The 16,305-nt window shown below is 51.4% G+C and carries 14 protein-coding genes; 8 read left to right on the top strand and 6 right to left on the bottom strand.

The features are described 5' to 3' along the window. Positions 1 to 4: 4 nt before the first annotated feature. On the bottom strand, positions 5 to 442 hold the full coding sequence (locus Enr17x_RS06910) for a GNAT family N-acetyltransferase (RefSeq protein ID WP_145307174.1): 438 nt from the start codon (positions 440 to 442) through the stop codon (positions 5 to 7). A 220-nt stretch (positions 443 to 662) separates the two neighbouring features. Between Enr17x_RS06910 and Enr17x_RS06905 the strand changes: the two genes are divergently transcribed. The 4 genes from Enr17x_RS06905 to Enr17x_RS06890 all read left to right on the top strand — a co-directional run bounded on the left by Enr17x_RS06905 (position 663) and on the right by Enr17x_RS06890 (position 4,427). Continuing rightward, a complete protein-coding gene (locus Enr17x_RS06905; RefSeq protein WP_145307172.1) occupies positions 663 to 1,193 on the top strand; it encodes a sigma-70 family RNA polymerase sigma factor in 531 nt (176 codons plus the stop codon). Beyond that, a complete protein-coding gene (locus Enr17x_RS06900) occupies positions 1,193 to 2,821 on the top strand; it encodes a LamG-like jellyroll fold domain-containing protein (RefSeq protein ID WP_145307169.1) in 1,629 nt (542 codons plus the stop codon). The genes Enr17x_RS06905 and Enr17x_RS06900 overlap by 1 nt, the downstream gene beginning before the upstream one ends. A 57-nt stretch (positions 2,822 to 2,878) precedes the next feature. Further along, positions 2,879 to 3,904: a DUF1559 domain-containing protein gene (locus Enr17x_RS06895; RefSeq protein WP_145307167.1), complete on the top strand. Its 1,026-nt coding sequence runs from the start codon at positions 2,879 to 2,881 to the stop codon at positions 3,902 to 3,904. Positions 3,905 to 3,968: 64 nt separating this feature from the next. Next, on the top strand, positions 3,969 to 4,427 hold the full coding sequence (locus Enr17x_RS06890; RefSeq protein ID WP_145307164.1) for a carboxypeptidase regulatory-like domain-containing protein: 459 nt from the start codon (positions 3,969 to 3,971) through the stop codon (positions 4,425 to 4,427). 74 nt (positions 4,428 to 4,501) lie between these two features. Here Enr17x_RS06890 and Enr17x_RS06885 read toward each other — a convergent pair whose 3' ends face one another. The 4 genes from Enr17x_RS06885 to Enr17x_RS06870 form a co-directional block, all read right to left on the bottom strand. Next, positions 4,502 to 6,151 (bottom strand): Na/Pi cotransporter family protein, encoded by a 1,650-nt coding sequence (locus Enr17x_RS06885; protein WP_145307162.1) that lies wholly within the window; start codon positions 6,149 to 6,151, stop codon positions 4,502 to 4,504. Positions 6,152 to 6,269: 118 nt separating this feature from the next. Then, the gene (locus Enr17x_RS06880; RefSeq protein ID WP_145307159.1) at positions 6,270 to 7,073 is read right to left on the bottom strand and encodes an SDR family NAD(P)-dependent oxidoreductase; all 804 of its coding nucleotides are present in this window, start codon (positions 7,071 to 7,073) and stop codon (positions 6,270 to 6,272) included. 19 nt (positions 7,074 to 7,092) lie between these two features. Next, a complete protein-coding gene (locus Enr17x_RS06875; protein ID WP_145307156.1) occupies positions 7,093 to 8,106 on the bottom strand; it encodes a Gfo/Idh/MocA family protein in 1,014 nt (337 codons plus the stop codon). Between the two features lie 126 nt (positions 8,107 to 8,232). After that, on the bottom strand, positions 8,233 to 9,705 hold the full coding sequence (locus Enr17x_RS06870; RefSeq protein WP_145307153.1) for a glycoside hydrolase family protein: 1,473 nt from the start codon (positions 9,703 to 9,705) through the stop codon (positions 8,233 to 8,235). A 229-nt stretch (positions 9,706 to 9,934) separates the two neighbouring features. Between Enr17x_RS06870 and Enr17x_RS06865 the strand changes: the two genes are divergently transcribed. The 3 genes from Enr17x_RS06865 to Enr17x_RS06855 are packed head-to-tail and all read left to right on the top strand — an operon-like array spanning position 9,935 to position 13,831. Continuing rightward, positions 9,935 to 11,071 (top strand): GntR family transcriptional regulator, encoded by a 1,137-nt coding sequence (locus Enr17x_RS06865; RefSeq protein WP_145307151.1) that lies wholly within the window; start codon positions 9,935 to 9,937, stop codon positions 11,069 to 11,071. Between the two features lie 38 nt (positions 11,072 to 11,109). Then, positions 11,110 to 12,798, top strand: a complete 1,689-nt coding sequence (locus Enr17x_RS06860) for a M14 family zinc carboxypeptidase (protein WP_145307148.1) — start codon at positions 11,110 to 11,112, stop codon at positions 12,796 to 12,798. Positions 12,799 to 12,832: 34 nt separating this feature from the next. Next, entirely contained in the window at positions 12,833 to 13,831 is a 999-nt protein-coding gene (locus Enr17x_RS06855) for a sialidase family protein (RefSeq protein WP_145307146.1), read from the top strand. Between the two features lie 89 nt (positions 13,832 to 13,920). On the opposite strand, the gene Enr17x_RS06850 is transcribed toward Enr17x_RS06855, so the two are convergent. Continuing rightward, positions 13,921 to 15,465: an aspartate:alanine exchanger family transporter gene (locus tag Enr17x_RS06850; protein ID WP_232101067.1), complete on the bottom strand. Its 1,545-nt coding sequence runs from the start codon at positions 15,463 to 15,465 to the stop codon at positions 13,921 to 13,923. Between the two features lie 334 nt (positions 15,466 to 15,799). On the opposite strand from Enr17x_RS06850, the gene Enr17x_RS06845 reads away from it, so the two are divergent. Beyond that, positions 15,800 to 16,282 carry a hypothetical protein gene (locus Enr17x_RS06845; protein WP_145307141.1) on the top strand — a complete coding sequence of 161 codons (483 nt, stop codon included), beginning with the start codon at positions 15,800 to 15,802 and terminating at the stop codon, positions 16,280 to 16,282. The last annotated feature ends 23 nt before the right edge of the window (positions 16,283 to 16,305 follow it).

The following is a 16,305-nucleotide window of genomic DNA, read 5'->3' as shown; positions in this document are numbered from 1 at the left end:
TCGATCACTCTTGAACCAGTGACTTCACCATCCGCACATGAGGAATAGAGACAGCAAGGAACTCGTCCCCTCCTTTTACATAACCCAGCTTTTCATAAAAACCGACGGCCGTCGTTCGGGCTTCCAGTTCGAGCGCTTCGACTCCCTGCCGCTTGAGATCCAGTTCCACATTCTGCAAAAGCTGCCTGCCGACCCCTTGATTTTGATACTCGACAGAAACCGCCATTTGACGGAGCTTTGCTTTCTGCGGAGTCACAGTTACCGCCAGTACACAGGCCACAACACGATCTTCTTCGAGTATGCCATAATGTCGATATGCCGATTCCGCCGCCAGATCCTCGGTAAACAAATCTAACCCCAGAGGCCTGCGAAGCAGTTCGTTACGCAGTTCACACGCCTGATCGTACCATTCAGATCGAAAAGGAATCGGTTCAAATTTCATGCGTCCCTCGTTTCATCTTCCATTCCCAAAATCGGCTCAGTCGGCCATCAGAGCGCGATACCAAACCCAAAATGTGTTCATAAGACCACATGCAAATTGACAAAAATTCAGAACATTGCCAATTTTCCGAGGCTAATACCTGCAAGCTCAAGCGGTATTCATTAAAGGTTTGAGATTAATCAGGGCTTCTCTCATCGCGTCTCAGTAGAGGATACCACAAATGGCGGTGGCAACCGACCGAACAACAGAATTCATTGTTCTGTTCTCCAAGCATAGCCAGAGAATCTACCGTTTTATCAGATCATTGGTAGATAACAGGACTGATGCTGAAGAGATCTACCAGAACACATGTACCGTTCTCTGGTCCAAATTTGATACCTTTGAGACCGGGTCCAACTTCTGGGCCTGGAGTTGCCAGATTGTGCGCTATGAAGTCCTGAATTACCGTCGCCGTCAAAACCTTGAAAGAAATATTTTCAGCAATGAATTCTATAACCGCGTGGCCGAGCGTGCCATGGTTACGGTTGACGAACTGGATCAACAGCAGGCCGCTCTTTCGGTCTGCTACGAACTCTTATCAGAACGACAAAAAGAAGTTCTTGAAAAAATTTATGAACCAGACGCCAGCACGAAATCGGTGGCTCAGTCTCTAAAACGATCTCCGAATGCCATCTACAAAACTCTGCGACGCGCGCATGAACTGCTTTTCAGTTGCATCCAGCGTCGCCTGAATGCAGGAGATCTTTTCTGATGTTCTCGGCTGAATTACAGGAAGAGTTAATCCACCTCTGCTGGGAGTACCAATACGGTTCACTCTCGCCCAAGGAAGCCGCACGCCTGGAAAAGCTGGTGCTGAACCATGCTGAAGCCAGAGATCTGTTCATTCAGTATTCCGGCATGTGCGCCAATCTGGAATGGGAGGGAATTGTCGATCCCGGCCCACTGGGACGCTCCACGGATTACGACCCTTTATCCTCAACCGAACTCCGCACAATCCCCGATTACCTGCTGGTGAGAAGAACTGCCCCTGCGCGATGGAAAGTTCTTTCAGCTATCCTTGCATTTTCGCTGTTGATTATCAGCTCTGTCTGTCTGCTGTATTTTCAGTTCTGGTTAGAACGTCCACCCCGCTTTCTGGTACGGGTGATCGATACGCAAAATGCGATCTGGGGTGAAGGAAAACGGAACTGGTCACCCGAAGACCTCCTGCATACGGGAGATCAAATGCATCTTACCAGTGGAGTGGTTGAGCTGGAAACCATTTCAGGCGCACAGGTCATTCTTAAAGGAACCTCGCGGCTGATTTTAATCGAACCGGATCAGTTCAAGCTCAACCTCGGAAACCTGTTTGCACACGTCCCCCCGCAATCCCAGGGACTGACGGTGGAAACCCCCACCTCACGAATCGTCGATTTAGGAACCCGCTTCGGACTGATTGTGGATCCGCGCCAGGAAACCGAAGTCCATGTCATCAAAGGACTGGTCGAATTCAATCTCTTAAATTCAGACCGGGAAATTTCAATCACACGAAACCTGACAGAGAACACCGCGATTCGCGTCCAACCGCATTCACGCAACATTGCAACCATCGAATCAACACCCGAAATTTTTGTGCAAAGTTTGCATACCAGAGAACCAGAACTTGTGGCACACTGGAAATTATCCGAACAGGAGTCATCACGAATCGCCCGTGATTCGAGGGACCACCATTTGAATCTGCACATCATAGACTCGACAGGAAAATCTCCTTTCAGAGGACATCAGGCGCCACGAAACGCAACCACTGCCGCCGGTCCCTTCGATTCGCAATTCCACAAACTGTATCGTCGGCTGTCCGAAGCAGAAGCAAAATTATTTCACATGGACCGCTTCACAATCGAACTCTGGGCGCGGAATCCCAACAAAGATCGCCAGGGAGATTCCGATACCTTATTCCATTATCGAAATGTCGAACAGCATTCGACATCCCAATTCAACCTCTTCTCGGACGATCAGACAGGTCAGCTCGGCTTCGGATTTTTAGCGACAGACAAAAAATATCGCTCGTACCGCGTGGACAAAACCTCCCGCTGGCAGAAGGACTGCTGGTATCACATTGTCTTTACCTATGACGCAAATTCATCAGCTCCCAACGATAGTATCGTCACATTTACCCGCACACCCGAGTATGCCTCAGAGCCTGATCTACAGCAATCATTCACCAATATCGAAGACATTACCCCCTTGGTCCCGGGCGGCATTCTGGCAATCGGTGGCTCCACACTCAATGATATTTCCCGACATTGGGGAGGCGATCTCTCTGATGTCCGCTTCATCAATGGCATTCCCGACAGGCATGCCAATATTCATTTGAAATCCCATCAGGAAAAACATAACTGATCCTTGAGAACGGTTCTCAAGATGCTTTCATTTCTTTTTATACAAAGTTGAGATCTAATGAAACAACAAGCAATCAAACGGGGCTTTACGCTCATCGAATTACTCGTCGTAATCGCCATCATCGCTATTCTAATCGCGCTCTTGCTTCCCGCCGTACAACAGGCACGCGAGGCAGCCCGACGCAGCACCTGTAAAAACAACCTGAAACAAATGGGACTGGCACTCCATAATTACCATTCAACCTTCGGAACATTCCCCGCCAGTCGCATCGGACCTTACGAAAGTACCTGCACGACCTGCGGACTTGATTCGCGATTCAGCACCTACATTCCCCTGCTGCCCTACATCGATCAGGCACCGCTTTACCAACAGATTACCGGCAATCTGGGATCGACGTCTTATGTCTGGAATACCGGATTCACCGCCTATAAAACGAAACTCCCTATTATCAATTGTCCCTCTGATGTCAGCACCGATGATATCACCGCACTCGGACAGCACAACTATCTGTTCTCGGTTGGAGATCAATATAGCAATCTCGAAACCAATTCATCCGGAAGCCTGCGCGGCGTATTCGGTTTCCGTACTAACGTCCGAATGCGAGATATTATCGATGGTACCAGTAACACCGCGATGGTTTCAGAATGCGTTCGTCCCCCCGGATCAGGAGGGGGTGCTCCCGCAAACCTCTTTGGTGCCAACTCGACCAGCAACTCAACAAATCCCTCGGCCTGTCGCGCCAGCTTTGTCAATGGTGCCTACACAACAGGGCTCCTGGACAGAAACCGCTCTCAAGGAACACGGTGGACCGATGGCCGGGCCGGGTATATCAACTTCAATACGATTCTCCCACCGAATTCGCCTGTCTGTAACGGACAAACCACATCCGGGATTCTCCCGCCATCCAGCCGCCATGTCGGCGGTGTGCATCTCTTAATGGGCGATGGCGCGGTCCGTTTTATCAGCGAAAATATTGACGCAGGCGACATCAGTGCCTCTCAAGTCTCTGCGGGCAACAGCCCCTATGGCGTCTGGGGTGCACTGGGTTCCAAAAACGGAGGAGAGCCGGTAAGCGAATTCTAAGCAAGTTGCCACCACGATCCTTGAATTCTCATTCCCGATTTTAAAACTGAAAGAACAAACATAGATGCGCTATTTATTAATTCTTTTTTTGATGACCATTACAAGTACGGCCTGCTCCGGTCCTTCCGAGGACAAATGGACGAAACAACGGCCACAAACATTTCCCGCCAGTGGCACGGTGACTTTTAAGGGAGCACCGCTGGAAGGAGCCACCGTCATCTTTCGCTCGAACAGCGGCGAACCTCAAGCTGCTGTCGGACGAACGGATCAGGAAGGAAAATTCCAGCTCCGCACGTTTGAAGACGGCGATGGTGCGATTGCCGGCGAACATAGCGTTGCCATTACCTGCGTCAAAACAGAAGGACCACCGGAAGGTGCCAACCTCGATGAAGCGAATGTGGTCATTAAAGAGACGTCTCTGATTCCCCAACAGTACGGTGATCCGAAAAAATCCGGACTGACTGCCACGGTGGTCCCCGATCAGGAGAATCAATTCACTTTTGAGCTGAAAGAGAAAAAGTAAGACCATCTCAAACACGAAAACATCTTGGCCTCTAACTCAACGTAGTTAGAAGCCGAGTTTTTATGTTCAAGTCGTCACATAGATGGCTCGATAGAATCATCCGGCTGAAGTTCTTTAGCCTGTTCTGGATTGATAACGCTCGTAACGATTCGCGCCTTCTGTAAATGATGCACGCCGCGCCAAAGATGAAAGCTGATGCGACTCAGCCAGCGATACGCGTCCAACTGCCCCAACAGCATATCAAAATCGGCACCGGTTTTGGTCGCGACTTCGGTAAACTGCCTCCGGCTTGATTTCTGATTCTGATCCAGCTCCAGCCAGAAGTGCTCCAAAGGCTGTTCATCCACTACCACAGAATAATCCTGCAAAGCAGCATCTGTCTGAGTAATTAAAGTTGCCAGTTTATCGGCAATCTGACTGAGCTGCTCTACTTTACGGGTCACTTCCAGACGCTCCAGATCATTATAGCGTCTCATCAAACGCTGAATATGATCGAGCGCCAACACCACTTCCTGATAACAGCGCAATGTCTCCGCATCAGATTCCGAGATATTAATCCGTCTCAAATAATCAGACGTGGTCTCCAACGTTGCATGATATTGTTTCAGTTCGACCTGAATCTTAACGGGATCATACTCGGACGTAAACAAACGATGAAATACTGCCAAAACCCGCTGAAACACGTCAATCAGCGTCGAGCGAGATGCTTCGATGGCTACGTTGGGATTTTGGATCAATGACTCTTCCAGTCGCTCCGTCTGATCATTAACGGCTTCCGGAACAACGCGAGTGATCATCCGGGAAAACGGGCCGATAAATGGAACAATCAGCAGCAACCCCACACAGTTAAACAAAGTATGAAAGGCAACCAATCCGATTTCCTGGGACAAAACGTCCCCCTGATTCAGATAGTGATTCCAGACCCAGATATAAACAGGAAACAGGAAGTAAGCAGCGACTGCGGCCACCAGATTATAAAACACATGCGCCAACCCGGTTCGCCGTGCTGCTACAGACCCTCCGAGAGATGCCATCAATGCGGTAAAGGTCGTTCCCACGTCAAAGCCAATCACCATCGCCGCCCCCTGCGCAAGTGAAATCGTCCCCGTATGCACGGCGGTCAGTGCCATGGCCATCCCAGCACTGGAAGACTGTGTCACCAGCGTAATCCCAATACCTATAAAAATCAGCAGCAGGCGCCCCGTCCAGCTATCCTGCGGAAAGGATTCGGGAGTCACACCATTGGCAAGCCCTGACATTCCCCCCTGCAAGCTATCGATGCCGATAAAAATCAGACCGAAACCTGCCACCGCCAAACCAGCGGCTGCGATTCGCTTGCGGGCGAATAAATTCAACATGACCCCAAGCAGAACCAGGGGATACGCAAGTAACCCCAGTTTGAATTCAAAGCCGAAGAGTACGACGATCCAACCGGTGATCGTCGTTCCCAGATTCGCGCCGAAAACAATTCCCAGTGATTGAGATAGCGTCAACAAACCCGCGCCGGCAAATCCGACGGCAGTCACTGTCGTTGCACTCGATGACTGCAGAATCGCCGTGACCACTGCACCGGTTGCAATTCCCGAAGGCAGGCTCGTCGTAAATCGCGCGATCATGCGTCGAATGGTATCGCCGGCCAGTTCCTTCAGGCCCGTCGTCAATATGACCATGCCCAGCAGGAACAGGCCCAGACCGCCAATCGAATTGAGTATCCCAGAATCCATAAAACTTCCGCAGGTGCACTATCTCAACAGTGAATCAGACGCGTAACCATCTGACAGCAAACAGCTTTCATTCTAACACAAAGTCAAATGATTGACACTGTTTCCCTGAGACTTTGACCTACCAGGCAGTCCAGCCACCATCCACCAGAAGATTCTGACCGGTGATATAACTGCTGGCATCGCTGGCCAGAAATACCGCGGCCCCTTTCAATTCGGTCGGCTTCCCCATCCGACCCATCGGGCTATGTTCGCTCAATCGCGCGGCTAATCCCTCAGGAGCCGCCTCGGAAGGAAACGGCCCGGGACTCAGACAGTTCACACGCACATTATCTTTCGCCCAATAGACGGCCAGATGCCGCGTCTGATGAATCAGCCCCCCCTTCATCGTGTGATAAGCCACCGGGCTCGCATTGCAGATCCCTTCATAAGCATCGGGATAAGAGCCCACCACCCCATACATCGAACCGATCATAATCACACAACCGGCGGCCTCACGTTCGACCACATGATCCCGCAGTTTCCGCGCCAGCAGAAAGTATCCAGTAGCATTCTGCAGATGACGGGAAAACGCGTCTGCTGTCACACTCCGCCAGTCCTCGCCCACCGGATCATTTCCGTTGTTGATCAGCACATCAATCTGTCCCGCCGCTTTGACTGCTGTTTCAAATCCTTCGTCAATGGATGCCTCCTGCATATGATCCAGTGCGACTCCAAGATGATTTACCTGATGCGGGTCAGGCATTTCGCTGGCCGTTTGTTCTGCACGACTTTGATCGCGACTGCTAACCACCAGCCGTGCTCCCGCTTCCGCCAATCCGCGCGCCATCGCGCCCCCCAGATAACCACTGGCCCCGGAAATGAGCACAGTTTTTCCGGTAAGATCAAATAGCTGCTGGATCGTTGGTTCGTCTGTCGGTTTCATAGATACGTTTATCACTTTTTCAGTTAGAAATATAATGTGCCGGCTCGATCCAGGCTCGCTTTTCCACGGAATCCAGAATCGACAGATTTACTGCCAGCGTCTGTGCTCCCTCTTCCAGCGTGCAGAGTGGCGGACAGAAGCCGTCCAGATAATCCAGAAACGCACTCGCTTGCCTTTGAAAAAGCGTGTCCCGCTCAAGCGTTTCCTGATAGCCCACTTGCCATTCGGAATCGGGTTCGGTGATCCAGCGATACCAGCTTTTCTGGTATTCAAACCGCAACATTCCCCGCTCACAAATGACTGTCATACTCGACTCATTCGCCGGCTGATGCTGATTCAAACTGAAACTCCCCAACACGCCCCCCTGCCTGGTAATAACGTGCACGGTATCTTCCACATCCACACCTTCCAGCACCTGATGCGAACAATCAGCCACCAGCGCATTGACGGGACCGACCAGATACTCGCCCGCATTCATCGAATGGGTGAGCGCATCTTGAACGGCGCCCCCTCCGGTCGCGCGCGATTTGTAATAAATGTCGCGATAAGCGGGTCGGTACGTGGGAAAATTCTGTCCCGAAACAACCACCAGCTGAACCGGCTTACCATACTTACCCGACTCCAGTGCGGCCTTCATCGCAGCCAGTGCCGGATGCGCTCGATACACATAAGCGATCGCCGCCTTCTTCTGCTTTTCCTGAAGCAAAATCTGTAGTTCGCTGATGCCTTTGAAATTCGTGCTCAACGGTTTTTCAATCAATAGATCCAGCCCTGCTTCCACCGCACGTGTAGAAACATCAATATGCAAATGCGCGGGCGTCGCGATTACGGCACAATCATGCGAATCAGCCAAAGCCACATCGAGATCGGCGTACTGTCGTTCCACTCCATATTGAGCGGCAATCTTTTCGCGTAAATCATCATTCAATTCGCAGATCGAAACATCCACGCGATCCGTCGCCTGAAAACAACGCAAATGCCGCTCCCCAATGGAACCCACGCCCACTACCAGTAATCGCCTTTGGTCCGTCATACTTCGCTATTCTTCTGGAAATGAGGAATCAATGAGCCGCTGTCCCTATTAAAAAAACTCCGGAAAGAACCGTCTATGCTGTAGCGTCCCTTTCCGGAGAATCTTTTTTAAAACCGCTTTAATCGCTTATTTCGTGAACTGCAACGAATACAGGTCGGCGTCTTTCATGACAAATTGGAGACGAACCGGTTTGCCGCTCAGAGACTTCAAATCTTTGCCCCCCTTCCACGTCACAATCCGATCCACTTCGTTGCCAATTTGTTCGCGGGAATCAGCGAGGGTAAATCCGGGAATCGGCTTACCATTTTCATCCTGAATTTCTACTTTGATGCCGCCCGCCGCCGAAGTAGAAAAGTTAATCGACAATTCAGAACCGTCAAAAACGAGTGGCTTGGTAATCAGTTCACCGCCGGCATAATCGGCTCGCACCGATGCAAAACCATCCAGACGCATCGAGTAGCGGCGTAAATGGGCCGTTGGCTGAGCATAATCCTGATTCACATACACCGACATTTCCGCCGGACCGGTCTGCACCACATTCAAAGCAGGATAATTGGTCCGGGAAACCCAGTTTTGTGCGCCAATGCCCCCTGTGATAAATCCGCTCAAAAAGGTTCGCTGGTATGTATTATCGCCACGCGTCGTCATCAGAATTGCATCGGAGGTATCTTTAAAATACCGCGGATGCACGCCGATTTCTTTCGCTTGTGCATCCGTCAACACCTGACGCCTCGGCATGAACCGCGCTGCGACTGCCAGATAGATGTGAGGAGCGCGAAAATAAGGGTGCGTCTGATTGGTATATAGATGCTCGATCGGTGCTTTCTCTCCTCGTGATGTGTATTCCATCAACACAGGGGGAGACCAGTGAATGAAATCATCACTCTCCGTCCGTGCAATACGCCGGATCTTATCTTTAAAGACTCGAAAATAGCTGATGTACTTTTTCTCGACCGGAGACCAGAACGCCACATTCTGCGAATCGAACATGTATGGAAACGGCACCATCTTCTTGGGGATGACCGCGCCGGCGGGATGCTGTTTCCAGTGAATCCCATCGGGTGACGTAAACGCAACCAGGCCACTTCCCATCGTGCCACCCAATGCCTTATAGCGTTCTGCCTGGGGAACACCGGGCCGCGTATCCAGAAACGGCGAAAAGTTATGCGTCATCGGCGCTGCATCAGCCAGGATAATATTATTCTTCTTGAACCCCGCCTTTTCAAACATCGAAAATTCGGGCTTGGTCCAGTTCACGCCGTCTTTCGATTCCGCGTAACAGTAGACTTCGCCGACATCGCCATCCTTACCGGCACTTGGTCGGCCGCGATAATAGGCTCGGTACAGATCACCGTCTTTGATGACCGTACAATAGCCGCAGAACAACCCTTCCCAGGGTTTGTCGAATTTCAAAACGATGCCTTCATCGACGGGATGATGCAATCGTAGCCTGGTTCCCTTCATACGATCAATCAGATAATTGTCGACGAATAATTCCCGCTGATCGCCAATCTCAAGTGGCTTCGTTTCCCCCGCCTGCAGCACGGGCGCTTCGAGAATTCCCAGTAACGCAAGTAGGACCAGCATCAGTTGTTTCATTTGAATCCCCTCTGAGTGTGACGAAAGACATCTTGTATTCATTATTTAGATACGACAGCACCAAATCAGACTTTAACGCGTGAATCAGCGATACAAATTGATTGACAACACACAAACAACTTGTATCATAATTAAATACAAGTAACGCACTTTGAATCAGATTTCAAGCGAAATCTGATTTCTTTTCGATCTGAATCCACACACTCCTGCCATTCCACAGGGGAACTTAATGTCATTACTCGCACAATCCGGCAAACAGCGTCCTAAATACATGCTGCTCGTCGATCAATTGATTCAGAAAGTGACGGCGGGAGAAATCCGCCCGGGAGAAGCACTCCCTTCGGAACATCAACTCTGCGATACTTATCAACTAGCGAGAACCACAGTCCGTAACGCGATGCAGCTCCTGGAAGAACAGGGTTGGATCACGCGCATTCACGGCAAAGGCTCGTTTGTCAGCACTAATCCTCCGCTACCAGTCTCCAAACCACTCGACATATTTGCCTTCGTCCTTCCCGAAACACGCACGGGATATTACCCCTCTTTGCAACGAAGTTTCGAACAGGCGGCCGCGCTCACACAAAATCAGGTTCTTGTCTGCTGCACGGAAAACAAAGTCGACATGCAGGGCAATACCATCCTGCAACTAATTGACAAACACGTGTCCGGCGTGGCCCTCGTCCCGGCTACCGTTCCCGCAACGCCCGCTTATCAAGTTCGTCAACTGCAGCAGCACGGCATCCCTGTTGTCTTCTGTCACCGACAGGTCGAAGGTGTTCAGGCACCACTGCTCTCGATTCCTTTTCGCGATGTCGGCCTGCTGGCCGGTCAGACGCTGCTCAAACAGGGGCATCGTTCGGTCGCAATGTTCTCTCCCCATCGGGCGACCGCATCGATCGAGTACGAGGCTGGCTTGCGCGAGGCTCTGGAATCTCATGATTCGCTCTGCCCGGAACCGTTTATTTTTCATGGCCCCAGCGCGCAACTGCATCCCATTGATTACGAACAGGAACTGCTGGCGACGCTAGAAGCGATGTTCCAGCGACCTGAACCGCCGACCGCGATCTTTGCCACCTTTGATTCTCTGGCCGAGCTGATTTATCTCCTCTTGGGAAAGCTGGGCAAGCGCGTTCCCGAAGATGTCTCCCTGCTCGGATTCGGCGGCACCGTCCGCCACGGTGCGATTCAAAGCCGGCTCTCCTCGATTACCGTCGACGAAATCGCCATCGGACAGAAAGCAGCCGAACTGCTGACGTTGATGAAACAGGGAACACTTCCCATCGACACCGCAGAAGTCTTTCCGATGCCCATTAATGTCAGCATAGGAGAAACACTGGCGTCTCCCCCGCAACAACAGCGCAAGTAATCACCGCCTGAATTTAACAACAATGCAGGACCGACAACATGATGCCCACACTCACGCAGGAAAATGCAACGCAAAGTAAATATCATAGAATCCTCTTGCTGTTGATTCTCTCCGTTTGCGCAGTGTCTCCCCCCGCTTTACACGCAGAAGAACAGAAAACGCTCCAACAAAAACTGGCCGCCCTGCCTCAACCCTGGCAGAATAAATTGCATCGGCTGACTCTCAAAGAGTACACGGAAACTTTGAAATACTGGGAAGAAACGTATCCCGACTGGGTCCAGGTCGACCGCATCGGCGTGACCCTCGAAGGCATCCCCATTCCGATGCTGAAAATCACTGATCAAAAAGTCGACGACCAGCAGAAACAGATCTGCCTGATGACGGCCCTGCATGGCGGCCCCGAACGCAGCGGCACAACCGCGGTCCTGCACTTTATCGAATGGCTCACGAGCAATGATCCGGCAGCAAAGGAAACAAGAGAAAACCAATTGCTGTTGATCATTCCCATCATCAACCCCTATGCCTATTTTGAAACCGATCGTTTCGGCAACTCACAAAAGATCGACCCCTATACCGGCGGAGGCACCAATAACTGGGATCTGAAAACACTGCAGTTCAAACACCCCGAAAAATCTCCCGAAGTGATGGCGGTCCTCTCCGTGATGGATCAATTCCAGCCAGACGTGCACGTGGACGTACATGGTACCGGGCTCCAGGAATATGCGCCCGATCAACTCGGCTCCCGCGAACGCTATCGCGGCCAGACCATGTTTGAAGTGACAGGCTCGGCTTACTCAAACGTCTCGCTGCGTCCCTGGGACTGGCGGATCACTGAAGCCATCAACGAGGCAGGCACCGACGCCGGCTACGGCTACGATCGCTTTGAAGCAGACGCCCAACGACTCTACTGGGGACAGGCACTGACGGCGCTCTCCAAAAAACTCTGGCTGGGACGCCCCAATTTTTACACCGCCCATTATGGATACGCCCGCTACCACACAATGGTTATGGCGTTGGAAGTCGGCTGGGAACAAAGTGGCGTCGCGCGGCTCAAAGCACTCATGAATATCGGAAACAAGAAATGGAAGGGGGAATACTTTCCCGGTTACCCCGTCAATCGGCTCCAGGGTTACATTGGCCATTTCGTCAGTGCCTGGGGAACCACAGCCAAAGCCCGTCGACAAAGCCGCGTCGAACTCTGGCAGAAACAACCTTATTTTTCGCAAGCACTCCTCTACCCGCAAACCGCCGGCAGGGAGACTTACTTCATCGCAACCTCCGCGAAAAGCGCCGCACTGTTATCAGCAGACACTTCGGAATTTCTCGAAAACATCCAGCCAATTCCCTCAGTCGATCAGAGTGCGCTCAAAGCCATTTTTGAAGCCGGACCGGAAATGAAAATCGCCCTCAGTAAAGGTTCGTCTTCTACGAAAGAAGAAACGCCCCTTGAAAACGGCATCTCGTTTCAACTGCGGATCCCGTATCGCAACCCTGATCTGGTCGACATTCGTCTGAATGGCCACCTGTTGGAAAAAAGTGCGACCGATGGTTTTCTCGCCTGGTATGGAGACGGCTTCACTCACGTGCAAGTCAATATTCCTCCCGAAATATCGAAAGTCAACGACCTCTACATCATCACCTGCCTTTATAACCCCCAAGAACAAAGATCGTACGGCTGGAAGCCGCCGCAGGTAGTCAGGGAACGAATCAAACAGAATACGGACTAATACAAACTCTTTTCACAACATAAAGGAACTGACCATGAAAAAAGCCGCGCCGCTGATGGCAGCACTCTTACTGATTCTTAATTCATCTGCGCTCTTGAAAGCAGAGAAACCGGTTGAACTAAAACTGGAAAGCGTTCAAAAGATCTGGGACAAAGATCCACACAACGCTTTTACCGGACTCACGCGTTTCAAAGATCAATGGTTCTGTGTTTTCCGAACCGGCAAAAAACACGTCTCTGCCGATGGCGCCTTGCAGGTCCTTTCATCCAAAGATGGGAAAACATGGAAACCGGTTGCCCGCATCACCTCGGAGACTGCAGATCTGCGTGATGCCAAAATCGCCGTCACTCCGCAGGGACAGCTCATGCTGAGTGGTGCCGCCGCCCTGCATCAGCCTGCCGAGATGCGCCACCAGTCCATGACCTGGTTCTCAGATGATGGGACACACTGGTCCAAAGGAAATAAAATCGGCGATCCCAACATGTGGCTCTGGGGCATGAGATGGAACGACGGAAACGTGTATAGCATCGGTTACCACACCGGCAAAGAAGGCCCCCGATTCACTCGACTCTATAAAAGCAAAGACGGCAAACAATATGAAACCGTCGTCGACAAACTCCACGACAAAGGTTACACGAACGAAAGTTCGCTCGTCTTCACCAAAGACAAAACCTGTTACTGCCTGCTCAGACGCGATGGCAAAGGCGCCACTGGTCTGCTGGGCATTTCCAAACCGCCTTACACAGACTGGCAGTGGAAAGATCTCGGCGTGAAAATTGGGGGCCCTGAACTCTTTCAGCTCCCCGATGGCCGTTTTCTGGCAACCGTCCGTCTGTATTCCCCTAAAGCTCATACCTCAATCTGCCAGATTGATGTCGAGAAAGGCACGCTCACCGAACTCCTGAAACTCCCCAGTGGCGGCGATACCAGCTATGCCAACATGGTCTTGCACGATGGCCTGTTGAACGTCAGCTACTATTCCAGCCACGAGGGAAAAACATCCATCTACTTTGCGAAAGTCAGCTATAAATAATGCTGATATTGTGCCAGAGGCCCACATCAGAAACAGGGGCCTGTGAATTCAAGTTCACAGGCCCCTGTTTTCTTGTCATCCTGCAGGTTTCATGAAACCGCCATGATGACAAGCGGCGCCAACAGCGTAATCAGAACCAGCGCTACCGGATAAACAGTCGCGTAGCTGGTTGCGGGCACACTCGAATCAATGGCAGACGTGACCGCGCCCAGTCCCGGCGTCGAGGTCATCGCCCCGCAGATTCCCCCGGCGGTTTCCAGCAGATCCAGCTTTAAGAAAAATCGAGCCACGAGAAATCCCGTCAATAAAGGTACGAGCACCACAATCGCCGCTACCAGACACAACGTCCAGCCGTTCTGTTGCACCACAGAGACAAATTGACCTCCCGCCTGACAGCCTGCCTGTGCCAGAAAGACGGTCAGCCCCAGTTCTGCCAACATCAGCCGCCCAGCTCGGGGCATTCTGACGGTGATCGAACCGAACTGTCCAAAGTGCCCGAGAATCAGTCCCACGATGAGCGGACCGCCGGCCATTCCCAGTGACAGCGATTCGCCACCGAGAGAAAACTGGATGCGTCCCAGAATCATTCCCAGAATCAAACCCGCCGCCAGGGTAATGAAATCGGTTTCGTCAGCTGTGCGTGCCCGATGTCCTGCCAACGCGGCAAATTTTTCGAGATTTTCCGGTTCCCCCACCGCCCGGAGCAAATCCCCGAAATGAATCGTCTCGTCCGGCCCGGGAACAAATTCGATATCCTGTCGCGTAATCCGTGAAATCGTGACGCCAAACCGAGAAAGCAGGTGCAATTCTTTCAGTGTGTGTCCCACCAGTTCTTTTGAAGTCACAACAATCTGCCTGCGCTGTCGTTCCACGTCCAGCACAAATTGCATTTCCGGGCAACGTTCGCCAATCGCTTCGATCACGGTTTCAATTTGACCAACGCGTCCGACAATTAAGAGTTGCTGTCCCAATGCCAGTTGAAAGGCAGCGGGAATCGGCCGCGGTTGACCATCAATAACAATCCGGGATACCTGACAATTCGATCGCGCCAGAACAGACAAGTCCCGTAAGCGCTTCCCGACGATCCTTTCATTTTTCACTTCAACCAGTTCACGCACAATCTTGCCCAGACCGTCCGCTGATGTGGTTTCAGATTCAGCACTCGCACCAGAAAACAAGCGCGGCAGCAACTGGATAAACAGGATCACCCCGACTACACCAAACGGATAGGCAATCCCGAAACCGACGGCGACATCCGAGCCCGCAGGCAGTTTCTCCGTCGCAGCCGCCAGAGCGGGAGTGCTCGTCAGCGAGCCTGCCAGTAAGCCGCTAGCCAGATCGGGACTGATCTGAAATAGTCGTGCCAGAATCCAGGTTGCCAGACCGGCCGAGACCATCATCGCGCCCGCCAGCATCGCCAGAGATTTTCCGCGGCTGACAAACATTCTCAGAAAGCTGGGGCCCGCGCCCACTCCCAGGCAATAAATGAAGAGTACGACACCTGCCAGCCCTACTTCGGGCGCCACCTGGTAGCCCCAGTGACCGGCCAACAACGCGACAAACACCACACCCGAGGATCCAAGAGAAACGCCCCGAATCGAAAATTTGCCCAAAATCAGTCCGAAACCAATCATGGCAAACAACGCGACAATATCTTCGATCGATCTACACCTTATCTTAACTCCAGAACGCACTTCGGAACCACCGTAAGATAATCAACGAGCCGCTTGAGTGCTACAGGCAAGTTGATGAACTTAGCATGATATTTTCAAGAATCTAAACTAAGTAATGCACTCTATCTGCAAAGAACTGCATGATCTGACAGCGAACACGTTGAACGTTGAACAACCAATATCGAAATAATTACATCGCTCGTCAAAGACTTACAGGAAGATTTCTAATCGCATCAAGCAATGGCATACAACTTGCTCTTAAAATACTGGTCTCAGATCGAAAGGAGAAGAATTGATGTCATATAATAAAGTACACGACATTTTAGAGTTGGTGCAGTCGTTTCATCACAACATGCAAGAAGCACTTGAGCAGATTCAACAGGACTCACACTCAATCGTTGTGGAGTGGTTGTCGGATCAAATCCGGCGTTACGAACAGCATTGGCAAGCAGCCCTGGCTGACTACGAAAAGTATGGTGCACAAGATGTGCTTGGTACATGGTTGCAGTTTGTCCCGGACGAGACCATTCGAAAAGAAATTAATTCGATTACGGTTAACTCAGATATGACACTGGAAGAACTTGCCGAAATCAACATGCGTTTTCGAAACGCGTTAATTGACTTGTATCAGACACTGGCGACTGCTTCCGCAGCACCCCGTGTCCAGGAACTGTTCCAGCAGCTATTGGAACAGGAACGAGCGGTTGTCGCCCATCAGAGCTTCAAGACACGCGAGTCAGTTTTAGTCGAATCGGAAACATGTCAAAAGAAAGAATAAAATCGACATCCCATTACACTGGG

The organism is Gimesia fumaroli (assembly GCF_007754425.1).
Lineage (GTDB): Bacteria > Planctomycetota > Planctomycetia > Planctomycetales > Planctomycetaceae > Gimesia > Gimesia fumaroli.
Note: the sequence above shows the minus strand (reverse complement) of the source record. Positions and strands in the feature narration are given on the sequence as shown.